Genomic DNA, 25,402 nt, shown 5'->3' on the forward strand with positions numbered 1-25,402 from the left:
TCAGGCGACGCTGGCGTGCATCTCCCACACCAGGATCTCGGCCGCCTCGGTGGCGGTGACCCGCCGCCCGCCCGTCAGGGTGAGCCGGGCGGCGTCCCCGGTGCCGAGCGGCCCGCCGTCCTCCAGCGTGACGGCGCCGGTCGGCACGTACAGGTGGACGAAGGGCGCGTCCGGGAGGGTGACCTCGTCGCCGGGGCCGAGCCGGGCGGCGTGCAGCGTGGCGAACCGGTTGCGGATCCGGATCGCCGAGGCGCCGTCGTAGCGGTCCATGCCGGAGGCGACCGGCACCAGGCCGCCGCGCAGCAGCCGGTCGTCGACTTCGAGCTGCTCGTAGCCGGGCTCCACGCCCTGCTCGTCGGGGAGCACCCACATCTGCACGAAGTGCACGGGATCGGTGTGCGGGTCGCGACCGTCGAGGCGCCAGGAGTCGTTCTTCTCCGAGTGCAGGATGCCGGTTCCGGCGCTCATCCGCTGCGCCAGCCCCGGATAGATCACGCCGGAGTGGCCGGTGGAGTCCTGGTGCACCAGCGACCCACGCAGCACCCAGGTGACGATCTCCATGTCCTGGTGCGGGTGGGTCTCGAAGCCGGCGCCTGGCCGCACCACGTCGTCGTTGTTGACCAGCAGCAGGCCGTGGTGGGTGTTGGCGGGATCGTAGTGCCGGGAGAACGAGAACGAGTGCTTCGAGTCGAGCCAGGAGATCCGGGTGGCGAACCGGTCGTCGGCCCGCCGGATGTCGACCGACGACGCGGGGGCGGTCACCGCGCCACCGACCGGCGCTCGGGCCCGGCCGCCGCGTTCCGGGGCGCGGTCACCAGGCACGCTGCCCGGTCTCGGTGGGGGCCCAGGTGAGTGCGGGCTCGCCGGTAGCCAGCTCGCCGATCTCCCCGGAGCGTGGCTGGGCCACGTGGCCGAGCTCCCGGCAGTGCTGCTCGGCGATCTCGGCACAGATCTCGGCCACCTGGGCGCAGATCGGGTCACCGAGATCGGCGGCGTTCAACGCCATGATCATCTTGTACCGGAGTTCCCGCATCCCCACCCCCGAGGCTCGCCCGACCCGGGGCCACCGGCCCGCCCCCGACCCTAACCACCCGGGCCCCGCACCGCCCCCGAAACCCCGAACCCGACCCGCAAGTCGATCATGCACTTCCGGTGGGCGACACGCCCCGGTACGGGGCTTTCGCGGGGCACCACGACTGCATGATCGGCGAGCGGGTCGGGGTTGGGGTCACGCCACGGCGCGGTGGGTGGGTCAGAAGAAGCGGCGACGCTTGGCCTTCTGAGGGCGGAGCATGTCGGCGCCCTTGGTGAGCAGGCGGCTCACCCCGGTCGGGCCGCGGCGGGCCTCCAGGGTGTGGCTGAGCCGGCGCGCGCCCGCCGCCGCCAACGGCACGGCGACGGCCATCATCGCCCACTGGGCAATTCGCTTCTGGATCATGTGGGTTCACCTCCGTCGGTGGCTGCTGACCACCGTGGTACCCCGTACGACCGGGCGGTAAGCCTCAGGTCGGTGGGGCGACCGGGTTGGGCAGCGCGCCGCCGAAGCGCCGGTCCCGCTGCGCGTACAGCTCGCAGGCGTACCAGAGGTGGCGGCGGTCGAAGTCGGGCCAGAGCGTGTCGAGGAAGATCAGCTCGGCGTACGCGGTCTGCCAGAGCAGGAAGTTCGAGATCCGCTCCTCGCCGGAGGGCCGCAGGAACAGGTCCACCTCGGGGATCTCCGGGTGGTAGAGGTACTTCGCGACGGTCTTCTCGGTGACCTTCTCCGGGTCCAGCCGGCCCGCCGCGACGTCGCGGGCGATGGCGGCGGCGGCGTCGGCGATCTCGGCCTGACCGCCGTAGTTGACGCAGAACTGGAGGGTCAGCGTCGAGTTGCCCCGGGACATCTCCTCCGCCGTCTGCAGCTCGGAGATGACGCTCTTCCAGAGCCGGCCGGCCCGGCCGGACCAGACCACCCGCACCCCGAGGTCGACCAGCTGGTCGCGGCGACGACGGATGACGTCCCGGTTGAAGCCCATCAGGAACCGGACCTCGTCCGGCGAGCGCCGCCAGTTCTCGGTCGAGAAGGCGTACGCCGACAGGTAGGGGATGCCCAGCTCGATGGCGCCCTCGACGGTGTCGAAGAGGGAGAACTCCCCCGCCTCGTGGCCCTTGGTGCGGGGCAACCCGCGCTCCTTGGCCCACCGGCCGTTGCCGTCCATCACCACGGCGACGTGCTTCGGCACCGCGTCGGCGGGCAGCGCCGGCGGCCGGGCGCCCGACGGGTGCGGTGTCGGCGGCACCGGCTCGCGACGCCCGGCCCTCAACGATCGGATCACTCGGTCCTCCCCCTGCTCACGCCGTCCGCACCGGACCCGACGCCACCCGGCGGCGGGACCGGGCCGGCCGCCGGGGCGCCCCGGTCGACCAGCGGCAGCGAGCGTAGCGCGCGCTCCAGGTGCCACTGCAGGTGCGCCGCGACCAGGCCGCTGCACTCCCGGCGTACGCCGGTCTCGGTGGCGTCGGCGACCCGCCAATCGCCGCTGGTCAGCGCGGACATCAGGTCGATGGTGGCCGGGGCGGGGTGGGCCGCGCCGGGCGGCCGGCAGTCCGGGCAGACCGCGCCGCCGGCCGGTACGGAGAACGCCCGGTGCCGCCCCGGCGTGCCGCAGACGGCGCAGGCGATCAGCGCCGGCGCCCAGCCGGCCAGCGCCATGCCGCGCAGCAGGTACGCGTCGAGCACCAGCGTGGTGGCGTGGCTGCCCTCGGCGAGCGCCCGCAGCGCGCCCAGGGTGAGCTGGAACAGCCGCAGCGACGGCTCCCGCTCGACGGGGGTGAGCCGCTCGGCGGTCTCGGCGATCGCGCTGGCGGCCGTGTAGCGCGAATAGTCGCCGAGGAACCGCTTGCCGTAGAGGTCGATGCCCTCGACCTGGCTGACCGTGTGCAGCGAGCTGCCGTGGTTGCCCTTCGGGTCGCCGGCGAGCTGGAGGTCGACGTGACCGAACGGCTCCAGCCGGGCGCCGAACTTGCTGGTGGTGCGGCGGACTCCCCGGGCCACCGCGCGCAGCCGGCCGTGCCGGCGGGTGAGCAGGGTGATGATCCGGTCGGACTCGCCGAGCTTCTGCACGCGCAGGACCACCGCGTCGTCGCGGTAGAGCTGTCGGCGGTACCCGGCCATCGGACCATTCTCTCTCGGGGTGCGGAATCAGGGTCAGCTCGGGGTGTCCGCGCGCGGAACCCCGATGCGTGGGGCGGGCCGCGCCTCGTAGCGTGCTCGCATGGCTCTGCACCGCACCACCGCCGCGCTCGCTGCGGCCACCACCCTGATCGTCTCCGCCGGGTGCGACAACCTGTCCTTCCGCCGGCTCGACTACGACAACACCGAGGCGGTCCGGATCAGCAGCATCCGGGTGCTCCCGGGGGCCGGCGACGTGACCGTCCGTGCCATCGGCGCGCAGGACGAGGTGCGGATCAAGCGGGTGGTGCGCTACCAGGGCGGTCAGCCCGACACGACGTACGAGATCAAGGGCACCGAGCTGGTGCTGGACACCGACTGCGGCTCCCGGTGCAGCGTCTCCTACGAGGTCACCGCCCCGGACGGGGTGAGCGTGAAGGGCGAGACCGGCTCCGGTGACGTCGACCTGAGCAGGGTGGGCCCGGTGGAGATGCGGCTCGGCTCCGGCAACATCCGGGTGACCGCCGCCAGCGGCCCCGTCCGGGCGGAGACCGGCTCGGGCAACATCCAGGTGTCCGGCGCCGGTGGCCCCGTCCGCGCGGAGGCCGGCTCCGGCAACGTCGAGGTCGCCGAGGTCGCGGCCGCGGTCACGCTGCGCACCTCCGCCGGCGACATCACCGCGCACCGCCTCGACGGTGGGGTGGACGCCGAGGCCGGCTCCGGTGACGTCACCGTCGACCTCACGACGCCCGCCTCGGCGCGGGTGCACGCCTCCAGCGGGAACGTCGAGCTGGTCGTACCTCCGGGCCGCTACCGGGTCCGCTCCAGCACCGACAGCGGCGACGCCGAACTGGGCGTCACCGACGACCCGTCCGCCGCACTGGTGCTGGACCTCTCCACCGGCAGCGGCAACGTGACGGTCACCCAGCGCTGATCTCGACGGTCTCCGGTTCCCGGGCGCCCCGGGGCGCCGGCACCACCGCCCGCCCCGTCGCCGGGCCGTCGACCCTCCGGCCGGCGGCGGCGTGGACGGTGGCCGGGCCGGCGGCCGGGCGGGCGGTGGCCGGGCGGGGGCGGGCGCGGCCGGGAACCAGCTCCGGCGGTCTGCGGGCCGCCACGTCCTCCACCCAGCCGACCAGGGCGGTCACCGCCGCGACCAGCGCGAAGACCAGCGCCACCCGGATCGCCAGGCCGAGCGGGTCCTGATGCGACCAGCCCACCACGTCGACCAGCGGGGTGAGCGCCACCACGAACGGCATGTGCCACAGGTAGACGGTGAGCGCCCGCCGGTTGAACACGGTCACCACCCGGCCGAACGCGGCGCTGCGGTCCACCCAGGACGCGCTCGCCGGCCCCCGGCCGAGCAGCACGAGAACGAAGGCCGCCGACCAGAGGGCGTTGCCCAGGGGGTTGTCGTTCAGGTCGTACCCGCGCGGCCCGGGGTGGGTGACGATCCAGGCGGCCCCGGCGGCGGCGAGGGCCAGCGCGAGCGGCACCAGCACCCGGTTGGCCAGGCGGCGCAGCATGCCGGCCTGGTGGGCGAAGCCGAGCAGCCACGCTCCGAAGTAGAGCCCGAACTGGTGCAGCGCCACCGGCAGCGCCGGGAGCAGGCCCAGTTCGGCCGCCGCGAGCAGGGCGTACGGGGCGACCAGGGTGGGCACCGGGGCGCGCCGGAACAGCCAGAGGGCCACCGGCGAGGCGAGCACGAACCAGAGGTAGTCGCGCAGGTACCAGATCACGCTGAGCGCGATCGCGCCCCAGCCGTTGGCCGGCGGGTCGGCGATCGGAAAGAGCCAGAGCAGCACCTTCGGGCTCAGCGGCAACCCGGTGAGCAGCATGGCGGGCACGAAGACGGCGGCGAGCACCCAGAGCGACGGCAGCAGGCGCCGCAACCGGCGGACGACCGCCCCGGGCCCCCACCGGTGCAGTGAGGCCGCCATCAGCGACCCGGCGAGCGCGAACATCACCGACATGGCCGGGAAGACGAGGGTCAGCGTGGCCCAACCGGTGACGTGGTAAACGACGACTCGAACGATGGCCAGGAAGCGGAGCAGGTCCAGGTATCGGTTTCGCATCAGCCTGCATCTATGTCCGGGGATACGGGGGCTGTCCTACCCCCTACCCTCCGGGCCGTGCGCGGCAAACGACAAACACCCCACCCGGAACGTGACATCCTCCATACGCCCGACCGGGAACGATCACGCCCAAAGGGGGGCCACACCGGCGCCGGGACGCGCCTGCGCCCCGGCCCCGGCGTCAGAAGCCCAGCTTGCGCAGCTGCTTCGGATCCCGCTGCCAGTCCTTGGCCACCCGGACGTGCAGGTCGAGGTAGACCCGGGTGCCGAGCAGCTCCTCGATCTGGCGGCGGGCGGTGGTGCCGACGTGCTTGAGGCGGCTGGCCCGGTGGCCGATCACGATCGCCTTCTGGCTGGGCCGCTCGACGTAGACGTCGGCGTAGATCTTCATGAGCTGGCCCTCGGGAACCATCTCCTCGACGACCACCGCGATGGAGTGCGGCAGCTCGTCGCGGACGCCCTCCAGGGCGGCCTCCCGGATCAGCTCGGCGACCAGCACCTGCTCGGGGTCGTCGGTGAGCATGTCGTCCGGGTAGAGCTGCGGCGACTCGGGCAGGTAGCCGGTCATCACGTCGACCAGGGTGTCCACCTGGTGCCCGGAGACCGCGCTGACCGGCACCACCTCGGCGAACTCGCCCAGCTCGCTGACCGCGAGCAGTTGCTCGGCCAGCCGCTTGCGGTCCACCAGGTCGGTCTTCGTGACCACCGCCAGCACGGTGGCCTTCAGCTCGGCCAGCTCGCCGGTGATGAACCGGTCGCCCCGCCCGATCGGCTCGTCCGCCGGGATGCAGAGGCCGATCACGTCGACCTCGCTCCAGGTCTGCCGGACCAGGTCGTTGAGGCGCTCGCCGAGCAGCGTACGGGGGCGGTGCAGGCCCGGGGTGTCGACCAGCACCAGCTGGGACTCCGGGCGGTGCAGGACGGCCCGGATGATGTGCCTGGTCGTCTGGGGCTTGTTCGAGGTGATGGCGATCTTCTGCCCGACGATCGCGTTGGTCAGCGTCGACTTGCCGGCGTTCGGCCGGCCGACGAAACAGGCGAATCCGGCCCGGTAGGGGCGCGGCTGGAGATCGCTCACTCCACCACCGTGCCCAGGACGGCCCCGTCCGGGGCGGCCACGTGGATCGGCGCGTCCGCGGCGAGGTCCCGTACCGCGGCGTGCCCGGCGCCGTCCAGCGTCGACGCCTCGGTCACCACCACGGCGGCCTCCAGCCGGGTCGCGCCGGCCGCCACCGCCGAGGCCACCGCGAGCTGGAGCGCGGTGATCGTCAACGAGGGCAACGAGACGCTCGCCGCGGCGTACGTCCGGCCGTCCTGGTCGCGGACCGCCGCGCCCTCCACGGCGCCCACCCGGCCACGCGCGCCCCGCGCCAGGACGACCAGCTTGCCGTCCTCGGCGCTCAGCTCGACCGGGTCGGACGGGGTGGGCCGGGCGGCCGGTACGGCGGGTGACTCAGGCATCGGCGGGTTGCCTCTCCTCGGATCGGTTCGTGTCGTCCCGGGGCTCGGCGTGCTCGCCGCGGCCCGGGCCGTTCTGTGTGTCGGTCGACTCCGCCCGGTTCACCAGCACGGTGTCGATCCGGTTGCGTCGGCCGGTGGTGCCCTCGGCGATCAGCTGGAGCCCGGCGACCTCGACCTGCGCCCCGGGGATCGGGACCCGGCCCAGGGACTGGGCCAGCAGGCCGCCGACGGTCTCCACCTCGTCGGTGGGGAGGTCGGTGTCGAACAGCTCGCCCAGGTCCTCCACCGGGAGCCGCGCGGTCACCCGCACCGCCCCGTCGTCGAGGTGCTCGACCGGCGGGCGCTCGACATCGTACTCGTCGGTGATCTCTCCGACGATCTCCTCCAGGATGTCCTCGATGGTGACCAGCCCGCCGGTGCCGCCGTACTCGTCGACGACGATGACCAGGTGGTTGCGGGCGGCCTGCATCTCCGAGAGCAGGTCGTCGACCGGCTTGGACTCCGGCACGAAGGTGGCGGGGCGCATCAGCTCGGCGACCGGGAGCTGCCGGTCCTCCGGGGCGCCGCCCTGGGTCCGCCGGATCAGGTCCTTGAGGTAGAGCACGCCGAGCACGTCGTCGACGCTCTCGCCGATGACCGGGATCCGGGAGAAGCCGGAGCGCAGGAAGAGCGCCAGCGCCTGGGAGAGCGTCTTGCGTTCCTCTATCCACACCATCTCGGTACGCGGCACCATCACCTCGCGGGCGATCGTGTCGCCGAGCGCGAAGACCGAGTGGATCATCTGCCGCTCGCCGTGCTCCACGACACCGCGCTGCTCGGCCAGGTCGACCAGCTCGCGCAGCTCCACCTGGGTGGCGAACGGCCCCTCCCGGAAGCCCCGGCCCGGCGTGACCGCGTTGCCGATCAGGATCAGCAGCGAGGCGAGCGGGTTGAGCGCCCGGCCCAGCCAGCGGACCAGCGGGGCGACGGACCGCCCGACCACGTACGCGTGCTGCCGGCCGATGGTGCGGGGTCCGACCCCGACCACCACGAAGCTGATCACGGTCATCGCCCCGGCGGTGACCAGCGCCGCACGCCAGCCCGCGCCGAAGGTGTCCACCGCGACCAGCGCCACCAGGGTGGTGGCGGTCAGCTCGGCGAGCAGCCGCAACAGCAGGAGCAGGTTGAGGTGGCGGACCACGTCCCCGGCGACGGCCTGGAGCGTCCGGGCGCCCCGCACGCCATCGCGGGCCAGCTCGGCGGCGCGGGCGGGCGAGACCGCGGCGAGCGCCGCCTCGGTCATGGCGATCAGGCCGGCCAGCACCACCAGGCCGGCCGCGGAGACCAGCAGTTGCAGGTCGGGCAGGCCGGTGGCGCCGGCCGCCAGTGTCGGGGTGGTCATCACCGGGACCGGGTCGACCGCCAGCTCGCCAGCAGCCGGGCCTGGAGGGCGAACATCTCCCGCTCCTCCTCCGGCTCGGCGTGGTCGTAGCCGAGCAGGTGCAGCACGCCGTGCACGGTGAGCAGGTGCAGCTCGTCGGCGGCGGCGTGGCCGGCGGTGGCCGCCTGCTTGGCCGCCACCTCCGGGCAGAGCACGATGTCGCCGAGCAGCGCGGGCTCGCCGCCGGCGGCGGACGTCTCGCCGGGCCCGTGGTCGACGCTGCCCTCGTCCATGGGGAAGGCCAGCACGTCGGTCGGACCGTCGCCGCCCATCCACCGGTGGTTGAGCTCGGTCATGTAGTCGATGTCGACCAGCAGCACGGAGAGCTCGGCGAGGGGGTTGACCCCCATCTCGTCGAGGGCGTGCCGGGCGACGGCGAGCACGGCGTCGGTGTCGACGTCGACACCCGACTCGTTGGCGATCTCGATGGACAACAGTCTTCCCTCGGTCTAGCGGCGCCGGCCGGCCCGGCCGCCCTGGGCGGACCGCCCCGGCACGGCGTGCACGCTCTGCGCCTGCTGGTTCTCCCGCTCGTCCCAGCGGGCGTACGCGTCGACGATCTCCCCGACCAGCCGGTGGCGGACCACGTCGGAGCTGGAGAGCTGGGCGAAGTGCACGTCCTCGACGTTCTCCAGGATCTCCCGGACCACCCGCAGGCCGCTGGTCGTGCCACCGGGAAGGTCCACCTGGGTGACGTCACCGGTGACGACGATCTTGGAACCGAAGCCGAGCCGGGTGAGGAACATCTTCATCTGCTCGGGCGTGGTGTTCTGTGCCTCGTCGAGGATGATGAACGCGTCGTTGAGGGTACGCCCCCGCATGTACGCCAGCGGCGCGACCTCGATCGTGCCCGCCGCCATCAGCTTGGGGATGGTGTCCGGGTCGAGCATGTCGTGCAGCGCGTCGTAGAGCGGGCGCAGGTAGGGGTCGATCTTCTCGTTGAGCGTGCCGGGCAGGAAGCCGAGCCGCTCCCCCGCCTCGACCGCCGGCCGGGTCAGGATGATCCGGTTGACCTGCTTGGCCTGCAACGCCTGGACGGCCTTCGCCATCGCCAGGTAGGTCTTGCCGGTGCCGGCGGGGCCGATGCCGAAGACGATGGTGTGCGCGTCGATCGCGTCGACGTAGCGCTTCTGCCCCAGCGTCTTGGGACGGATGGTGCGGCCGCGCCGGGAGAGGATGTTGAGCGTCAGGACCTCGGCGGGCCGCTCGGCGCCGCCCTGCTCGAGCATGCCGACGGTACGCCGGACGGCGTCAGTGGTCAGGGTCTCGCCTTTCTCGATGAGCTCGAGCAGCTCGCTGAAGATCCGCTCGGCGAGGGCGTTGTCGGCGGGGGCGCCGGTGATGGTGATCTCGTTGCCCCGGACGTGAACGTCGCTGTCGACCGAGCGCTCGACCAGTCGCAGGATCTCGTCACCCGCGCCGAGCAGGTTGACCATGATCTTGGAATCCGGGACGGTGATCCTGGTCTGCACCCGGGGCGGGCCGGGAGGTGGGGTGCCGGTCATAGGTCGGGCCGAGGGGCCCTGCGCCACCTGCTCTCGATCTCGGCGCCGGGCCTGCTGGCGCGGCGCGCTGACGTTCCTGCCATCTTATCTTTCCAACAGCGGTGACACCCTGCCCATTTCCGCGCGTGGGGCACGAGCGGACCGGTCACCCCGTCCGCGGCAGGGGCGGACCGGACGGGGCGGTTCCTCGGCCGCGCCCCGTCCGGTCGCGCGCCCGTCAGGAGCCGGCGCGGAAGTCGTACCGCTCGAAGGTCTCCTGGTGCCGGGTGAACCGGTAGGTCGCCCAGTGCATCAGGACCACCGTGCCGTGCTCGTCCCGGGTCAGCCGGAGCAACTCCCCCGCCTCCCGGCCGGAGACCGTGCGGAACACGTCCGGCCGGTCCGGCAGCGGGACGAAGACCGACGGCGGCTTGCCCGCCGGGTCGTCAGCGCCCCGGGCCCGCAGCTCGCCATCGTGCCAGGAGAAGACGTACTCGAAACCCTCTCCCCACCAGCGGCCGAGCAGCCCGCGTACGCCCTCGGGGGCGGGCGGGCCCGGCTGCCACGGCGCGATGTCGGCCGGGTCGTGCTCGACCGCGGCGGCCAGCAGCCGGTGCGGCAGGTCGAGGAGATCGCCGGCGGTGCCGGAGGAGCCCAGCACCGCGACCCCCATCGCGCCGGGAGTGCCCTCCCCGCCCCGCCGGCCGTAGACGCCGGCCAGGAATCCGGGCATCGCGCCGTCGTGGCCGACGTGCATGATCCGCTTGCCCTGCGGCACCAGGATCAGCCCCAGCCCGAAGCCGCCGGCCCAGAGCGTCTCGTCGGTGACCGTCGCCGGCCAGCGCATCTCGTCCAGCGTGGCCGGGGCGAGCACGGCGCCGGCCGGGTCCAGCGCCGCCGGATCGGCGAGGAAGGCCGCCCAGCGGGCCATGTCGGAGGCGGTGCTCCACAGCTGCGCCGCCGGGCCGACCGCCCCGAAGTCGGTCGGCGGCTCGGGGTGCGCCTCGTCGGAGTAGGCGTCGACCAGGAAGCCCGTCGCGGCGTGCGGCCCGGGCGCCGTCGAGGTCCCGGCCAGCCCCAGCGGGGTCAGCACCCGCTCGGCGAGCACCTCCGCCCAGGTGCCGCCCCGCAGGTGGCCGACGAGCCGGCCGAGCAGCGCCATGCCGAGGTTCGAGTAGTGGTAGCGGCGGCCCGGGGGCAGCACCCGCTCGGCCCGGGCCAGGTCGGCGACCAGTTCGTCGACGTCCGGCGCGCGCAGGGTGTCCCAGACGTCGCCGTACGGCTCGCGTTGCAGGCCGGCGGTGTGCGACAGCAGCCGGCGCACCGTCAGCTCGCCGTGGGCCGGCAGGTCCAGGTGCCGGCCCAGCGGGTCGTCGAGGTCGAGCAGGCCGTCGTCGCGGCACTGGAGCGTCAGCACGGCGGTGAACGTCTTCGTGACCGACCCGATCCGGAACCGGGTGCCCGGCCCCAGCTCGGTGTCGTTGCCGGTCCCACCCACGGCGCACGTCCAGAGCGACCGGTCCGCCCGGTGCAGGGCCGCCGACACCGCCGGCACCCGGGCCTGCGCCTGGACCGTGCGCACCAGCCGGGACAGGCGGTCGTCGACCGCCGTCACGCGAGGTTCCGGGCCAGCATCGGGCCCAGCGGCGCCCCGCCGAGCACGTGCGCGTGCACGTGGAAGACCTCCTGGCCGCCGTACGCGCCGGTGTTGAACATCAGCCGGAAGCCGTCGCCGAGCAGCCCCTCGTCCTCGGCCACCGCGGCGGCCGTGGCGAGCACCTCCCCGGCCAGCGCCGGGTCGCCCTGGGCGAGCGTCGCCACATCGGCGTAGTGCTCCTTCGGGATGACCAGCACGTGCACCGGCGCCTTCGGGCCGATGTCGCGGAAGGCGAGCGTGGTGGCGGTTTCCCGGACGATCGTGGCCGGGATCTCCCCGGCGACGATCCGGCAGAACAGGCAGTCGGTTCCCATCGGGGCAGTGTAAGGAAGGGCACCTCGTCGACGCCGGCCGTGCGGGAGGGGACCCTTTCCCACGAAGGGGCGGGACGGCCGGGCATGATGGCCGGCGTGACTTCACGGGCGGTACTGGTGACGGGGGCCTCGCGCGGCATCGGGCAGGCGGTGGCGACCGCGTTCGCGGCCGGCGGCGACCGGGTGGCGATCCACCACCGGGACTCTGCGGAGCTGGCCGAGCGGCTGCGCGCCGAACTGCCCGGCGAGGGGCACGTGGTGGTCCGCGCCGACCTGACCGACCCGGACGCCGTACGGGCAATGGTCGACGAGGCAGCCGGCCTGCTCGGCGGGCTGGACGTGCTGGTCAACAACGCCGGGGTGTACGGCGAGCGGGACGCCCCGCACCCGGTCTTCGGCGCCTCCTACGAGCAGTGGCGCGCGCAGTGGCGGCTGGTGCTGGAGACCAACCTGACCGGCGCGGGCAACGTCATCTGGTGCGCCGCCCAGCACATGCGCGACCGGGGCGGCCGGATCGTCAACGTCTCCTCCCGGGGAGCCTTCCGGGGCGAGCCGGAGCAGCCGGCGTACGGGGCGAGCAAGGCGGGGCTGAACGCGTTGGGGCAGTCGCTGGCGGTGGCCCTCGCCCCGTACGGCATCACGATCGCCACGGTCGCCCCGGGCTTCGTGGAGACCGACATGACCACCGGACACCTGAGCGGGGACCGAGGCGCCGCGATCCGGGCGCAGAGCCCGTTCAACCGGGTGGCCCGCCCCGAGGAGATCGCCGCCGCCGTGCACTGGCTCGCCTCCCCGCAGGCGGAGTGGGCCTCCGGCACCATCGTCGACCTCAACGGCGCCTCCTACCTCCGCAGCTGACCACCCACCCTCACTCCCGCCCCGCCACGCCCCCGCCGGTCTCGGCGATCATGCAGTTGTGGCGCCCCACAAATACCGCGAAAACGCATATTCCACCCACCACAACTGCAAGATCGATCGTGGGCGGACGGGATGGGGCGGGGGCGGGGGCGGGGGCGGCGGCGGGTGTCAGGTGGGTGGTCACCAGTGGGCCAGGCGGGTGGCGAGGACCGAGAGGGCGGCCACGCCGGCGGTGGAGGTGCGCAGCACCGAGGGGCCCAGGCGGACCGGGCGGGCACCGGCGGCCCGGAACGCGTCCAGCTCGGCGTCGGCGATGCCGCCCTCCGGGCCCACCACCAGCACGATCTCACCGGCCGCCGGCAGCTCGACGGTGGTCAGCCGCTCCCGCGCCTCCTCGTGCAGCACGAACGCGGCAGCGGCACCGGCGATCCGGCGGGCCACCGTCGCGGTGGACTCGTCGGGGGCGCCGGCCACCACGGGCAGCCAGGCGCGGCGGGCCTGCTTGGCCGCCTCCCGGGCCGTCGCCGCCCACTTCTCGCGCGCCCGTACGCCCCGGTCGCCGCGCCACTGGGTCACCGAGCGGGCGGCCGCCCAGGGCACGATCTCGTCCACGCCGACCTCGGTCATCGCCTGCACGGCCAGCTCGCCCCGGTCGCCCTTGGCGATGCCCTGCACCACCACCAGGCGCGGGACGGACGCGTCGACGTACCCCCGGGAGGTGATCTCCAGGTCGAGGGTGCCCCGGCCGACGGCGGCGACCACCGCGGCAGCGGTGCCGCCCCGGCCGTCGGCGAGCAGCAGCTCCTCGCCGACGCGCAGCCGTTGCACGGTGGCGGCGTGGTGCCCCTCGGGACCGTCGAGGGTCAGCCGGTCGGCGGTGGGCAGCGGGTCGACCAGGAACAGCGGCGCGGACACGACGATCAGGCTAGCCGCCCCGGCGGGCGCCGGGGCGGTCAGGCCGGTCAGGCGTGGCCGTTGAAGGCGTCGCGCATCCGGGAAAAGAAGCCGCCCTGCTTGGTGAGCTCGGCGACCTCCTCGCCCCGGGTCTTGGCGAAGTCGCGCAGCATCTTCTCCTGGTCGGCGTCGAGCTTGGTGGGGGTGCGCACGTCGAGGTGGACGTAGAGGTCGCCCCGGCCGGTGCCGCGCAGGTGCGGCACGCCTCGGGCGCGCAGCCGCAGGGTGCTGCCCGGCTGGGTGCCGGCCTTGACGTCGACCGTCTCCTCGCTGTCCAGCGTCTTGATGGTCAGCCGGGTGCCGAGGGCCGCCGCGGTCATCGGCACCGTGACCCGGCAGTGCAGGTCGTCGCCCTTGCGGGAGTAGACGTCGTGCGGCCGCTCGTGGATCTCCACGTAGAGGTCGCCGGCCGTGCCGCCGCCCGGGCCGACCTCGCCCTGCTGGGCGAGGCGGATGCGCATGCCGTCCTCGACACCGGCCGGGATCTTGACGGTCAGCGAACGCCGGGTGCGGACGCGGCCGTCGCCGGCGCAGGTCGGGCACGGGTGCGGGATGGTGGTGCCATAGCCCTGGCAGACCGTGCACGGCCGGGCGGAGACCACCTGACCGAGGAAGGTGCGCTGCACGGACTGCACCTCGCCCCGGCCGGCGCACGCCTCACAGGTGGCCAGATGGGTGCCGGCCGCCGTGCCGGCGCCCGAGCAGGTGGTGCAGAGCACGGCGGTGTCGACGGTGATCGGCGCCTCGACGCCGAACGCGGTCTCGTGCAGGTCCAGCTCCAGCCGCAGGATCGCGTCCGCGCCGGGCCGGGTCCGCGGTCGCGGACCCCGCGAACCGCCGGCCGCGCCGCCGAAGAACGCGTCCATGATGTCCTGGAAGCCGACGAACGGCCCGGCGCCGCCGGGGCCGCCCGGGCCACCCGCACCCCCGCCGCCGGGGGCGAGCGGGTCGCCGCCCAGGTCGACGATCTGCCGTTTCCGGTCGTCCGAGAGGACCTCGTACGCGGCGTTGATGTCCTTGAACTTCTCCTGGGCCTCCGGATCCGGATTCACGTCCGGGTGGAACTGCCGCGCCAGCTTGCGGTAGGCGCGCTTGATCTCGTCGTCGGAGGCTTCCCGGCTCACCCCGAGAATGCCGTAGTAGTCCCTGGCCACTGCGTTCCGTGTCCTCATGTTCGTCTCGCGTTGCGCCGGTCGGCGGCCGGAGCCGGCCGTCGGCCCTGACTGGTCAGTTCTGGGCCAGCAGCTCGCCCACGTAGCGTGCCACGGCCCGCACCGTGGCGATGGTGCCGGGGTAGTCCATCCGGGTCGGCCCGAGCACACCGAGGCCACCGACGCTGGTCGTGCCCGGCCCGTAGCCGGTGCTGACCACCGAGGCGGCGCGCAGGTTGTCGATCTCGTTCTCGTCGCCGATCAGAACCCGGGTCGTGCTCGGCTCCGCCTCGCCGATGAGCTTGAGCATGACGACCTCCTCTTCCAGCGCCTCCAGGATGGGGCGCAGGGAGCCCTGGAAGTCGAGCAGGCCCCCACGGGTGAGGTTGGCCGTGCCGGCCAGCGCGATCCGCTCCTCGTGCCGCTCGATCAGCGTCTCCAGCAGCACGGTGGAGAGGGTGGTCATGGCCGGCCGCAGGTGCGGCACCGACTCCTCGACCAGCGCCTGCACCAGCGGCGGGGTCTCCGACAGCCGGGTGCCGACCAGCTTCTCGTTGACCAGCCGGCGCAGGTCCGTGACGTCGTCGGCGGGGATCGGCGCGGGCAGCTCGACGAGCCGCTGCTCGACCCGGCCGGTGTCGGCGATCATGACCAGCATCAGCCGGGTGGTGGAGATCGGCACCAGCTCCAGATGGCGCACCGAGGAGCGGGCCAGGCTCGGGTACTGCACGACGGCGACCTGCCGGGTGAGTTGCGCCAGCAGGCGGACGGTGCGGTGCACCACGTCATCGAGGTCGACGGCGCCGACCAGGAAACGCTCGATCGCCCGGCGCTCGGCCGGGCTGAGCGGCTTCACCCGGGACAGCCGGTCCACGAAGAGCCGGTAGCCCCGGTCGGTGGGCACCCGGCCGGCGCTGGTGTGCGGCTGGCGGATGTAGCCCTCCTCCTCCAGCACGGCCATGTCGTTGCGGACGGTCGCCGGTGAGACCCCCAGCTGGTGCCGCTCGACCAGCGCCTTGCTGCCGACGGGCTCCTGCGTGGCGACGTAGTCCTCGACGATCGCGCGCAGCACGGCGAGCTTGCGGTCGTCGAGACCCATCCTCCCCACCTCCTGTCGCACGTCGGCCCCGCACGCGGGGGACCGGGCGGGCTGCTGGCACTCGACTGTAGCGAGTGCCAGTCTACGTCGGCGGGGCCGCCGACGCGATGATCGACCTGGGGCGATCAGTCCGATCGGCGACCGTGCGGGTCCGCCCGACGGCCCCGGGGACCGGTCGTCCGGGCGTCCACGCCGGTGTCACGCTGGTGCGGCCTTGCCGGCTGCCCCTACCGTGACCTCCATGACTGAACCACCTCGCCCTCCCGGAGCGGGGGACCCCGGCTTCCCGCCGGACCCGACCGCTCCGTCGGGGTTTCCCGGCCACGCCGGCTCCGGCGACCCCACCGCACCACTGTCCGGGGCGCCGGGCCCGGGCAGCCATCCTCCACCCGGTGACTATCCGCCGCCCACCGGCGACCAACCGCCGTCGGGCGGCTATCCCCCGCCCGGCGGCTACCCCCCGCCCGGCGGCTACCCGCCGGGGGCCGGCTATCCCGCTGGCGGCGGCTACGGCCCGCCGACGGGCGGCTACGCCAGCAACGACGACAAGAACTGGGCCCTGATCGCCCACTTCGGCGGCGCGCTCGGCGTGATCGTCGGCGGCGGCCTGCTCGGCTGGCTGGCGCCGCTCATCGCGCTGATGGCGCGGGGGCAGCAGTCGCCGACCGCCCGCGCGCACGCCGTCGCGGCGCTGAACTTCCAGCTCACCTGGACGATCGTCGGGGTGCTGAGCTGGGTGGTCACGCTGATCACCTGCGGGGTGCTGTTCTTCGTCCCGATGCTCGTCTGGCTGGTGCCGCTGATCTTCGGCATCGTCGGTGGGGTCAAGGCCAACGAGGGCGTGCTCTACCGCTACCCGATGACCTACGGCTTCACCAGGTGACCCGGGTCGGCCGCTCCCCCGGCCGGCCCCGGCACGCGGTTCAGGGCAGCAGGTCACGGACGACCGCGTCGGCGAGCAGCCGGCCCCGCAGGGTCAGCACGGCCCGGCCGGCCGCGTGCTCGTCGGCGGCCAGCAGCCCGTCGGCGAGGGCCCGCGCGGCGCCGGCCCGGCCGGCGTCGTCGAGGGCGTCCAGGGGCAGCCCGGAGGCGAGGCGCAGCCGGAGCATGACGTCCTCCATGTGCGCCTCGTCGGCCGTGAGCACCTCGCGGGCCAGGCCGGGCGAGTCGCCCGCGGCCAGCCGCTTCGCGTACGTCGTGGGGTGCTTGACGTTCCACCAGCGCACGCCGCCGACGTGGCTGTGCGCCCCCGGGCCGAGCCCCCACCAGTCGGCGCCGGTCCAGTAGAGCAGGTTGTGCCGGCACCGGGCCGCCTCGTCGCGGGCCCAGTTCGACACCTCGTACCAGGACAGACCGGCCGCGCCCAGGGCGGCCTCCGCGGCGAGGTAGCGGTCCGCGGCGACGTCGTCGGAGGGGTACGGCAGCTCGCCGCGCCGCATCCGGGCGGCCAGCCGGGTGCCGTCCTCCACGATCAGGGCGTACGCGCTGACGTGGTCCACCCCGGCGGCGACGACCTGGTCGAGCGAGGCGGCGAAGTCCGCCTCGGTCTCCCCCGGGGTGCCGTAGATCAGGTCCAGGTTGACGTGGTCGAACCCGGCGTCGCGCGCCTCGCGGGCGGCGGCGACGGCCCGGCCGGCGCTGTGCGTGCGGTCGAGGATCGCCAGCACCCCCGGCGCGGCGGACTGCATGCCCAGCGAGATCCGGGTGTAGCCGGCGGCCCGCAGCACCCTCAGCGACTCCGGCGTGACCGACTCCGGGTTGGCCTCGGTGGTCACCTCGGCGTCGGCCGCGAGCCCCCAGGTGCGGTCGATGCCGTCGAGGATCCGGGCCAGGTCGTCGGCGGGGAGCAGGGTCGGGGTGCCGCCGCCGACGAAGACCGTGTCGACGCGGGGCGGCGGGGCGTCGCCCAGCACCCGGCGGGCGAGCGCCAGCTCGGCCAGCACGGTGTCGGCGTAGTCCTCCCGGCTCGCCCCGCCGCCCAGCTCGGCGGCGGTGTACGTGTTGAAGTCGCAGTAGCCGCAGCGGCTGGCGCAGAACGGGACGTGCACGTACACGCCGAAGCCGCGCGCGCCGACGGCACGGGTGGCGGTGGCGGGCAGCGAGCCGTCGACCGGGACGGTTTCGCCTTCTGGAAGGACGCCGGGCATGGCCACTAGTGTGCCCGGCATGACCTCTCCCGACGTGCTCGTGCGGGCCGCCACGGCCCGTGGGGTGACCACCCTCACCCTGGACAGCCCGCACAACCGCAACGCGCTCTCCACGCCGCTGATGACCCAGCTGCTGGCCGGCCTCGCCGAGGCGGTCGCCGACGACGCCGTACGCGTGATCGTGCTCGACCACACGGGCCCCGTCTTCTGTTCCGGGGCGGACCTCAAGGAGACCGCCGCCGCGTACGCCAGCGGGACCGTGCCGGCCGGGCTGCTCGGCGACGTGCTCGCGGCGGTCTGGGAGTGCCCGAAGCCCGTGGTGGCGAGGGTGGCCGGCCCGGCGCGGGCCGGCGGCCTCGGCCTCATCGCGGCGGCCGACCTGGCGGTCTGCGCGCGGGAGGCGACGTTCGCCTTCACCGAGGTGCGGATCGGCGTGGTGCCGGCGGTGATCTCCGCGACCGTGCTGCCCCGGCTGCACCCCCGCGCGGCGGCCGAGCTCTACCTGACCGGCGACACCTTCGACGGCCGGCGGGCGGCCGAGATCGGCCTCGTCACCGCCGCCGTGCCGGCGGACGGACTGGACGCGGCGGTTGCGGGGTACTGCGACTCTCTGGTGCGGGGGGCACCGGGCGCGCTGGCCGGGGCGAAGCAGTTGCTGCGCCGGCCGCCCGCCGCGGACCTGCGGACGGAGATCGCCGGGCTGTCCGCCCTCTCGACCGGGTACTTCCTGTCGGAGGAGGGGCGCGAGGGCGTCCTGGCGTTCCGGGAGAAGCGGCCGGCGCGCTGGGTGCCCGCCGCCGACGGCGACGCCGCGGCGGGCGCCAACCGGTAGCGCCGGCCGGTGCCACGCCCGACGGTCGTGGAGAACCGGTCGGACGACCCGGAAGGCACCACGGGGGACGTACGCTTGTCGGACTGTCGATCAGGGGGTGTGGGTGCGTACTCGGGCAGTCGTGGCGGGCGGTGTCGTCCTCGTCGTCCTCGCCGCGGTCGGGATCTGGATCGTCATCCGGCAGATGGGCGGGCAGTTGCGCCTGCCCCTGGCCAGCCGGACGTGCACGGTACAGGCGGACGGTCGGGTCGCCCTGGACCCCGACCAGATGGCCAACGCGGCGACGATCGCGGCCATCGGCATCCAGCGGAAGATGCCCGAGCGGGCCGTCGTCGTCGCGCTGGCCACCGCCTACCAGGAATCCGGCCTGCGCAACCTCGCCGGCGGCGACCGCGACTCGATCGGGCTGTTCCAGCAGCGCCCGAGCCAGGGTTGGGGCACCCCGGAGCAGATCCGCGACCCCCGCTACGCGGCCGGGAAGTTCTACTCCGGGCTGAAGAAGGTGCGCGGCTGGGAGCGGATGCGGGTCACCGACGCGGCGCAGAAGGTGCAGCGCTCGGCCTTCCCGGAGGCGTACCAGAAGTGGGCGGACGAGTCCGAGGTGCTGACCCGGGCCCTGGTCGGGCACGCCACCGGCGCGGTCGCCTGCACGGTGGGCCGCGACCCGGCGATGCGCGGCGAGGCCGCGGCGAGCGCGCTGACCCGCGGCCTCCTGCTGGACTGGGGCCTGGCCGGCGCGAGCACCGCGGCGGACCTGACGGGCCTGACGGTCCCGGCCGCCGACGAGCGCCGGGGCTGGCGGTACGCGCACTGGCTGGTCTCCCACGCCCAGGACCACGGCGTGAAGCGGGTGCGCTTCGGCGACCTGGAGTGGACGGCCCGCGACGGCACCTGGAACCGGACCGACGAGGCCCCGACCGCCGGGCGGGTCGTCGCGGAGGTCTTCGCCGAGGCGTAGTGACCCCCGATCTCCCTACCGGCAGTCATCGCGTAAACCGGCATTCCCGGAGATACGCCACGTCGCACGGCAGGCCCGTGACGCATCGCCACCATGTCGCTCCCCAGAGTCCGGACAACGGTCGCATATCGTGCTGGGCAGTACCCCGCCCCGAAACCAGCGGGTTACGATCGGCGGCCTGTGCCAGCAATGGTTTCGCCTCATGGGGAGGGGTACGTCGAAGTGTTCGACTACGGCGACCGGACCGGTTACGAACCGATCAGTGACACCGACCGCAAGGAGTTCCACGAGCAGGGCTTCCTCCTGCTGCGCAACGTCCTGACGGAGGACCACCGGGCGGCGCTGGAGGCGGCGGTGGACCGCGTCTACGCCGAGGAGAAGGCGAAGGGCACCACCACCAAGGACGGCACCCTGCACCTGCTGGGCTTCCTGGAGCGCGACGAGCTCTTCGGCGACCTGCTGACCCACCCGATCGCCTTCCCGTACATGTGGGGCCTGGCCGGCTGGAACATCTACACCCACCACAACCACCTGGACGTCACCCCGCCGGCGGCGGAGCCGGAGAAGCCCTACTGGGGGTGGCACCAGGACGGGTACCGGCAGAACTCCGACCCGGAGACGATGGACCCGAACCTGCCCCGGCCGATGTTCTCGCTCAAGGTGGCCTACGTCCTGTCCGACCTGTCGGAGAAGGGCCGGGGCGCCACCAAGGTGATCCCGGGCAGCCACCTGTGGAACTCGCTGCCCCGCCCGGAGGACACCTCCGTGCACAACCCGGACCCGGAGGGCACGGTGGAGATCACCGCCAACCCCGGGGACGCCTTCATCTTCGACCGCCGCCAGTGGCACTCGCGGTCGACGAACCTGTCGACCATCACCCGCAAGATGCTCTTCGTCGGCTACACCTACCGGTGGATCCGGCCGCTGGACGAGCTGCACATCGACAAGGACGGCGAGTGGTGGGCCAACCGCACGCCGGTGCAGCGCCAGCTCTGCGGTGAGGGCACCCACACCGCCAACTACTGGGGCATCAACTGGGACGGCTACATCGACGACGAGATCCCGCTGCGCAAGGAGCTCAAGCAGCGCGGTCTGCTCGACCGCAGCGTGCCCTGGCTGCGCTGAGCCGGTCACCCGGCGCGCGCCGGGCCGACGCCGGACGGGCCCCCTCCCCCCACGGGACGGGGCCCGTTCCCGTGAAAGCGTCGGTCAGCTCGGGCCGGCGAGCCGGCGGCGCGCCTTCTCCCGGACCCCCTCCGGCAGGTCCGGCGCGTCGAGCAGCCGGGGCAGCAGCTCCGGCTCCAGGCTCAGGGCCCGGAACACCTCGCCGATCGTCACCCCGTGCGCGGGCCGCTCCACCACCTCGACCGGGTCACCCGCGCCGACCTCGCCCTCGCGCAGCACCCGCAGGTACGCCCCCGGCGTCGCCCGCACCGTGAACCGTCTGATCAGGTCGGGCACGCCCCAGAAGCCGGCGAAGGTGGTGCACGGGGTGCGCGGCTTGGTCACCTGGAGCAGGGCCGACCCGACCGCCCACTGCTCGCCGATCACGGCGCCCGTCACGTCCACCGCGTACGTGGTCAGGTTCTCCCCGAAGCCGCCGGGGCGGATGCCCCGGCCGATCTCCCCCGCCCACCAGGACGCGTCCTCCTCGGCGTACGCGTAGACCGCCTGCTCCGGACCGCCGTGGTGGGCGCGTTCGCCGATGAAGTCGCCGGCCACCCCGTCCGCGCGCAGCAGCACCGGGCCGTCGACCGGCCGCTTGTCGATGCCGCTGCGGCCGCTCGCGTCGCCCGCCCATTCCGCCTCGGTCACGACGCCGATGTTCACCGAAGCCAGCCTGCCCGTCATGGCGGTCAGCCTAGCCCGCGCGGACGCCCCCGACGCACCCGCGGAATGGCCCCCGTCGACGCCGGGGCGTCGACGGGGGCCGCACGTTCCTGGCGCGGGGGTCAGCCCTTGACGGCCCCGGCCACCAGCCCGGAGACCATCCGCCGCTGCACCAGCAGGAAGAAGACGATCACCGGCAGGGTGAACAGCGTGGAGGCGGCCATCACCGGACCCCAGGCCGTGTCGTCGCGGCCGAAGAAGAACGTCATCGCGACCGGGAGGGTGTAGCTGTCCTGGTCGTTGATGAAGGTCAGCGCGAAGATCAGCTCGTTCCAGGCGGTGATGAACGAGAAGATGCTGGTGGCCACGAGTCCGGGCGCCACCAGCGGGAAGAGGACCTTCCGGAAGGTCTGCGCTCGGCTGGCCCCGTCGATGGCGGCGGCCTCCTCCAGTTCCTTGGGCACGGCGGCGACGAAGCCGCGCAGCATCCAGACCGCGAACGGCAGCGAGAAGCCGAGGTAGGTGAGGATGAGGCTGGGCAGGGTGTTGTAGAGCCCGAGCCGCTGGATCATCAGGAACAGCGGGATGACCAGCGCCTCCAGCGGGATCATCTGCACCACCAGCAGCATGATCAGGAAGGTGGTCCGCAGCTTGAACCGGAACCGGGCCACCGCGGTGGCGGCCAGCAGCGCGACGAGCCCGCTGAGCACCACGGTGGAGACCGCGACCAGCGCGCTGTTGAGGAAGAAATCGGCGAAGGTGACGCCCGGGATCAGGTTCCCGGTGAGGATCTGCCGGTAGTGCTCCAGGGTCGGCTCGGTGGGCACCGGCCGGGGGGTGGACGAGAAGATCTCCGAGCTCGGCTTCAGCGAGGTCGCGATCATCCAGTAGACCGGGAACGCGGCGAAGAGCGCCACCAGCAGCCCCGCGCCGTTGAGGGCGAGGCGCTTCACGCCTGCGCCGCCGCCACGTCGCGTCACGCGTCCTCCTCCTGCTTGAGCACCATGCGGACGTAGAGGCCGGTCACCACCAGCAGGATCAGGGTGAGGATCACCGCGATCGCGGCGCCGAGACCGTACTTGGGCGGGGGCGAGAACGCCTCCGCGTACGAGTAGATGGAGAGCATGAAGGTCGGCCGGTCCTGCGTGCCGCCCGCCAGCACGAACTGCTGGGTGAAGACCTTGAAGTCCCAGATCGTGGAGAGCACGATCAGGATCCCGAAGACCGGCCGCAGCAGCGGGAAGGTGATCTTCCAGAACACCTTCCACGGCCCGGCCCCGTCGACCCGGGCCGCCTCGTGCAGCTCGCTCGGCACGCTCTTCAGGCCGGCCAGCACGCTGACCGCGATGAACGGGAACGAGTGCCAGACGACCACCAGGGTCAGGATCGAGAAGAACAGCAGGGGCGAGTTGAACCAGCCGTAGCCGGTCCAGTCGCTGCGCCCGAAGAGGCTCTGCGACAGCCCGTCGGGCAGCGCGTTGAACAGCCAGGTGACCAGGCCACTGGTGTCGTCGAAGATCCATTTCCAGACGATCGTGCCGGTCAGCGCCGGGGTGGCCCAGGCGAGCATCACGCAGCTGGCCACGAAGGCGGCCATCCGCTTGCCGAGCCGGTTGAGCAGCAGCCCGACCAGGGTGCCCAGGACCATCGTGAGCGCGACGTTCGCCACGGCGAAGAGGACGGTGTTGCGCAGCACCGTCAGGAAGAACGGATCGCTGAGGATCTCGGCGTAGTTGCCGAGGCCCACCCACGGCCACTCGCGGTCGCCGCGCAACTGTCGGACGTTGTTGAGCTGGTGGAAGGACATCACCACCACCTGGCCGAGCGGCCAGAGCAGCAGGACGCAGATGATCACCAGACAGGGCAGGAGCAGCAGGTAGGGCAGGCGGTCCACCCGGCGACGCCGCCGCGCGGGGGTCTCCCGCGCGGCGGCCGTCTCCGGCGCCTCGGTCAGCGTGGTCACTTGGCGTTGAGGATGCTTTCCATCTCCGCGGCCGCGTCGGCGGTAGCCTTCTCGACCGTCTTCTGACCCTTCATGACCGAGCTGTTCATCGCCTGGGTCACCGTCTTGGTCCGGCTGACCTCCACCCACTTGGGGGTGAGCGGCGTGAGCTTGGTGTTCTGCATCGTGGTGGCGAACGCCGCCATGACCTTGTCGCTGGCGTACTTGTCGCCACCGACCAGGTCCTTGTAGACCGGGAAGAAGCCGAGGCTGTCGGCGAAGGCCTGGTCGTTCTTCTTGTTCAGCAGCACGGTCAGGTAGTCCCAGGCGAGGTCCTGCCGCTCGCTGTCCTTCCAGATCGCGACGTCGGAACCGCCGGCGAAGCCGGGCGCCGCCTTGCCGTCGGGGCCGGGGATCGGGAACGTGCCCCAGACCTTCTCGATCTCCGGGTTGTCCTTCTTGATGGCGCCCTGCTGCCAGCTGCCGCCGAAGGCCATCGCCGCCTTGCCGGTGGCGAACTGGGTCCGGGCGTCGATCTCGTTCCAGCCCGCGGCGGCCGGCGGGGCCACCTTGTGCACGGTCACGAGGTCGGTCCAGAACTTGACGGCCTTCTGCGCCTCGGGCGTGTTGTAGCCGGACTTCCAGGAGTCGCCCTGCTTCGTCGCGATCTCCGCGCCCGCGCCCCAGAGGAACGAGTAGAAGGGCAGCTCGGAGTTGCCGGGCAGCGCGATGCCGTAGGTGTTCGGCTTCTTGGCCTGCACGGCCTTGGCGGCGGAGACCAGCTCCTCCCAGTTCGTCGGCGGCTTCACGCCCGCCTCGGCGAACCAGTCGGTGCGGTAGTAGATCCCACGGACGCCGGCGTACCACGGCACGCCGTACTGCTTGCCGTCGAGCTGGGCGTTCTTGACCAGGTCGGGGAGGATGTCCTTGCCCTCGGACCAGCCGTTCATCCGGTCGGTCACGTCGGCCAGCGCCTCCTGCGCCGCCCAGCCCTGGGTCTCGGTGTTGCCCAGTTCGGTGATGTCCGGTCCCTCGCCGCCGGCGAGGGCGGCCTGGAACTTCTTCGGCGCCTCGAGCCAGGGGATGTACTGGACCACCACGTCCGTGTCCGGGTGCTTCTGCCGGAACTCGGTCTCGACGCCGTCGAGGAACTTGGTCTGCGCCTCGCTGCCCTCGCCCATCATCCAGACCGTGAGCTTGCTGTTGTCGGCGGCCTTGTCGTCATCGGAGCCACCGCAACCGGCCAGGACCATCGCGGCCGAGGCCACGACGGCGGTGACCGGGGCCAGCCGCTTCCACCTGTTCACGCCACATCTCCCTCGCGCCGCTTGGCACTAACCTTCTCCGCCGCACCTTAGTAGGAAAAATTCCTTTACGACAGTGGGCGGTCCGCGGAAGAGAGGCGACGGTACCGCAGCGAACGGACCGTTGCGCGGGTCCGGTGCCGGGACGAAACCGGGCGCACCGAGACGATCGGGGCGGACGCGAAACGGGCGCCCGACCTGTGCGGTCGGACGCCCGTCGAGCGGTACGGGGATTACCGGTGGGTGACGCTGCGGCGACGACCCACACCGGCGACCAGCGCCACAGCGATCGCCGCCAGCACGATCTGGACCAGCAGCTCGCCCCAGTCGATGCCCGCGGTCTCGGTGGCGATACCCATCGCCCGAGCCAGCACGGTGCCCAGCAGCGCGGCGCCGACACCGATCAGCATGTGCAGCCACATCGGCATGTTCTGGCGCCCCGGCACGAGCAGGCGACCCAGAGCGCCGACAATGAGACCAACGATGAGCGCAGTGACGATGCCCCAAACGGTGAGCTCCATGTCGCCCTCCTCAAGAAGAATCAGTTCCACGGTCTGTGGTGTTCCTGTCGTGACCGCTAAGTTCCCGACCCGTCAAAAATCCAAACCGACTTTCCGGGGCACCGTTCCGACCCGCGCCCAGACCGGACTTCCGGCCCACCCGGAACGCCTCCCGCACCGGTGCCCGGCGCGGCGGGGCCGCGCGGACCGACGCCCGGGGCCTCGTCCGCGAGATCCCGGGCGGACGCGAAACGGGCGCCCGACC

The 25,402-nt window shown here is 73.0% G+C and carries 28 protein-coding genes; 6 read left to right on the plus strand and 22 right to left on the minus strand.

What is annotated here, in order from left to right; all coding sequences use genetic code 11:
* The 5 genes from AB0G13_RS10580 to recO form a co-directional block, all read right to left on the minus strand.
* Entirely contained in the window at window positions 1-762 is a 762-nt protein-coding gene (locus tag AB0G13_RS10580; RefSeq protein WP_357871916.1) for a pirin family protein, read from the minus strand.
* Window positions 763-811: 49 nt separating this feature from the next.
* Window positions 812-1,033 carry a thioredoxin reductase gene (locus tag AB0G13_RS10585; RefSeq protein ID WP_357871918.1) on the minus strand — a complete coding sequence of 74 codons (222 nt, stop codon included), beginning with the start codon at window positions 1,031-1,033 and terminating at the stop codon, window positions 812-814.
* A gap of 219 nt (window positions 1,034-1,252) precedes the next feature.
* Window positions 1,253-1,438, minus strand: coding sequence for a hypothetical protein (locus AB0G13_RS10590; protein WP_311413809.1), 186 nt, complete (start codon window positions 1,436-1,438; stop codon window positions 1,253-1,255).
* 64 nt (window positions 1,439-1,502) lie between these two features.
* Complete coding sequence (locus tag AB0G13_RS10595) at window positions 1,503-2,279, minus strand: isoprenyl transferase (RefSeq protein ID WP_357872046.1); 777 nt, start codon at window positions 2,277-2,279, stop codon at window positions 1,503-1,505.
* Between the two features lie 32 nt (window positions 2,280-2,311).
* A complete protein-coding gene (gene recO, locus AB0G13_RS10600) occupies window positions 2,312-3,154 on the minus strand; it encodes a DNA repair protein RecO (protein WP_357871922.1) in 843 nt (280 codons plus the stop codon).
* A gap of 100 nt (window positions 3,155-3,254) precedes the next feature.
* On the opposite strand from recO, the gene AB0G13_RS10605 reads away from it, so the two are divergent.
* Entirely contained in the window at window positions 3,255-4,085 is an 831-nt protein-coding gene (locus AB0G13_RS10605) for a DUF4097 family beta strand repeat-containing protein (protein ID WP_357871925.1), read from the plus strand.
* Here the strand turns inward: AB0G13_RS10605 and AB0G13_RS10610 are convergent.
* The 8 genes from AB0G13_RS10610 to AB0G13_RS10645 form a co-directional block, all read right to left on the minus strand.
* The gene (locus tag AB0G13_RS10610; RefSeq protein WP_357871928.1) at window positions 4,072-5,226 is read right to left on the minus strand and encodes an acyltransferase; all 1,155 of its coding nucleotides are present in this window, start codon (window positions 5,224-5,226) and stop codon (window positions 4,072-4,074) included. The two genes, AB0G13_RS10605 and AB0G13_RS10610, sit on opposite strands and share 14 nt — an antisense overlap.
* Before the next feature lie 181 nt (window positions 5,227-5,407).
* A complete protein-coding gene (gene era, locus AB0G13_RS10615) occupies window positions 5,408-6,304 on the minus strand; it encodes a GTPase Era (RefSeq protein WP_357871930.1) in 897 nt (298 codons plus the stop codon).
* The gene (locus tag AB0G13_RS10620) at window positions 6,301-6,687 is read right to left on the minus strand and encodes a cytidine deaminase (protein WP_357871933.1); all 387 of its coding nucleotides are present in this window, start codon (window positions 6,685-6,687) and stop codon (window positions 6,301-6,303) included. Before AB0G13_RS10620 ends, era begins: the two co-directional genes overlap by 4 nt.
* Window positions 6,680-8,092: a hemolysin family protein gene (locus AB0G13_RS10625; protein WP_357872048.1), complete on the minus strand. Its 1,413-nt coding sequence runs from the start codon at window positions 8,090-8,092 to the stop codon at window positions 6,680-6,682. Before AB0G13_RS10625 ends, AB0G13_RS10620 begins: the two co-directional genes overlap by 8 nt.
* A complete protein-coding gene (ybeY, locus tag AB0G13_RS10630) occupies window positions 8,068-8,541 on the minus strand; it encodes an rRNA maturation RNase YbeY (protein ID WP_132240405.1) in 474 nt (157 codons plus the stop codon). The genes AB0G13_RS10625 and ybeY overlap by 25 nt, the downstream gene beginning before the upstream one ends.
* A gap of 15 nt (window positions 8,542-8,556) precedes the next feature.
* Window positions 8,557-9,612 carry a PhoH family protein gene (locus AB0G13_RS10635; protein WP_357871936.1) on the minus strand — a complete coding sequence of 352 codons (1,056 nt, stop codon included), beginning with the start codon at window positions 9,610-9,612 and terminating at the stop codon, window positions 8,557-8,559.
* A gap of 217 nt (window positions 9,613-9,829) precedes the next feature.
* On the minus strand, window positions 9,830-11,206 hold the full coding sequence (locus AB0G13_RS10640; protein WP_357871939.1) for a serine hydrolase domain-containing protein: 1,377 nt from the start codon (window positions 11,204-11,206) through the stop codon (window positions 9,830-9,832).
* Entirely contained in the window at window positions 11,203-11,562 is a 360-nt protein-coding gene (locus AB0G13_RS10645; protein ID WP_357871942.1) for a histidine triad nucleotide-binding protein, read from the minus strand. Before AB0G13_RS10645 ends, AB0G13_RS10640 begins: the two co-directional genes overlap by 4 nt.
* Window positions 11,563-11,658: 96 nt before the next feature.
* On the opposite strand from AB0G13_RS10645, the gene AB0G13_RS10650 reads away from it, so the two are divergent.
* Entirely contained in the window at window positions 11,659-12,420 is a 762-nt protein-coding gene (locus AB0G13_RS10650; protein ID WP_357871944.1) for an SDR family oxidoreductase, read from the plus strand.
* A gap of 180 nt (window positions 12,421-12,600) precedes the next feature.
* Here AB0G13_RS10650 and AB0G13_RS10655 read toward each other — a convergent pair whose 3' ends face one another.
* The 3 genes from AB0G13_RS10655 to hrcA all read right to left on the minus strand — a co-directional run bounded on the left by AB0G13_RS10655 (window position 12,601) and on the right by hrcA (window position 15,624).
* Window positions 12,601-13,335, minus strand: a complete 735-nt coding sequence (locus AB0G13_RS10655; RefSeq protein WP_357871946.1) for a 16S rRNA (uracil(1498)-N(3))-methyltransferase — start codon at window positions 13,333-13,335, stop codon at window positions 12,601-12,603.
* A gap of 47 nt (window positions 13,336-13,382) precedes the next feature.
* Window positions 13,383-14,528 carry a molecular chaperone DnaJ gene (gene dnaJ, locus AB0G13_RS10660; RefSeq protein ID WP_192581261.1) on the minus strand — a complete coding sequence of 382 codons (1,146 nt, stop codon included), beginning with the start codon at window positions 14,526-14,528 and terminating at the stop codon, window positions 13,383-13,385.
* Window positions 14,529-14,601: 73 nt separating this feature from the next.
* The gene (hrcA, locus tag AB0G13_RS10665; RefSeq protein WP_101412363.1) at window positions 14,602-15,624 is read right to left on the minus strand and encodes a heat-inducible transcriptional repressor HrcA; all 1,023 of its coding nucleotides are present in this window, start codon (window positions 15,622-15,624) and stop codon (window positions 14,602-14,604) included.
* Between the two features lie 241 nt (window positions 15,625-15,865).
* Between hrcA and AB0G13_RS10670 the strand changes: the two genes are divergently transcribed.
* Entirely contained in the window at window positions 15,866-16,507 is a 642-nt protein-coding gene (locus AB0G13_RS10670; RefSeq protein WP_357871949.1) for a DUF4870 domain-containing protein, read from the plus strand.
* A gap of 40 nt (window positions 16,508-16,547) precedes the next feature.
* On the opposite strand, the gene hemW is transcribed toward AB0G13_RS10670, so the two are convergent.
* Window positions 16,548-17,771, minus strand: coding sequence for a radical SAM family heme chaperone HemW (hemW, locus tag AB0G13_RS10675; protein ID WP_357871952.1), 1,224 nt, complete (start codon window positions 17,769-17,771; stop codon window positions 16,548-16,550).
* A gap of 19 nt (window positions 17,772-17,790) precedes the next feature.
* Here hemW and AB0G13_RS10680 point away from each other — a divergent pair, with 19 nt between their 5' ends.
* From AB0G13_RS10680 to AB0G13_RS10690, 3 genes are all read left to right on the plus strand, one after another.
* Window positions 17,791-18,603, plus strand: a complete 813-nt coding sequence (locus tag AB0G13_RS10680; protein ID WP_357871955.1) for an enoyl-CoA hydratase-related protein — start codon at window positions 17,791-17,793, stop codon at window positions 18,601-18,603.
* Window positions 18,604-18,700: 97 nt separating this feature from the next.
* Window positions 18,701-19,561, plus strand: coding sequence for a hypothetical protein (locus tag AB0G13_RS10685; RefSeq protein WP_357871958.1), 861 nt, complete (start codon window positions 18,701-18,703; stop codon window positions 19,559-19,561).
* 189 nt (window positions 19,562-19,750) lie between these two features.
* Entirely contained in the window at window positions 19,751-20,686 is a 936-nt protein-coding gene (locus AB0G13_RS10690) for a phytanoyl-CoA dioxygenase family protein (protein WP_121400220.1), read from the plus strand.
* Window positions 20,687-20,770: 84 nt separating this feature from the next.
* Here the strand turns inward: AB0G13_RS10690 and AB0G13_RS10695 are convergent, their stop codons facing one another.
* From AB0G13_RS10695 to AB0G13_RS10715, 5 genes are all read right to left on the minus strand, one after another.
* Window positions 20,771-21,412: an MOSC domain-containing protein gene (locus AB0G13_RS10695; RefSeq protein ID WP_357871961.1), complete on the minus strand. Its 642-nt coding sequence runs from the start codon at window positions 21,410-21,412 to the stop codon at window positions 20,771-20,773.
* A 101-nt stretch (window positions 21,413-21,513) separates the two neighbouring features.
* Window positions 21,514-22,344, minus strand: coding sequence for a carbohydrate ABC transporter permease (locus tag AB0G13_RS10700; RefSeq protein ID WP_357872051.1), 831 nt, complete (start codon window positions 22,342-22,344; stop codon window positions 21,514-21,516).
* A 23-nt stretch (window positions 22,345-22,367) separates the two neighbouring features.
* Entirely contained in the window at window positions 22,368-23,354 is a 987-nt protein-coding gene (locus AB0G13_RS10705; protein WP_357871964.1) for a sugar ABC transporter permease, read from the minus strand.
* On the minus strand, window positions 23,351-24,640 hold the full coding sequence (locus AB0G13_RS10710; protein ID WP_357871966.1) for a sugar ABC transporter substrate-binding protein: 1,290 nt from the start codon (window positions 24,638-24,640) through the stop codon (window positions 23,351-23,353). Before AB0G13_RS10710 ends, AB0G13_RS10705 begins: the two co-directional genes overlap by 4 nt.
* Window positions 24,641-24,870: 230 nt before the next feature.
* Window positions 24,871-25,158 carry a GlsB/YeaQ/YmgE family stress response membrane protein gene (locus AB0G13_RS10715; protein ID WP_357871969.1) on the minus strand — a complete coding sequence of 96 codons (288 nt, stop codon included), beginning with the start codon at window positions 25,156-25,158 and terminating at the stop codon, window positions 24,871-24,873.
* Window positions 25,159-25,402: the final 244 nt, after the last annotated feature.

Source organism: Micromonospora sp. NPDC023633, from assembly GCF_040640035.1.
Classification (GTDB): Bacteria; Actinomycetota; Actinomycetes; order Mycobacteriales; family Micromonosporaceae; genus Micromonospora.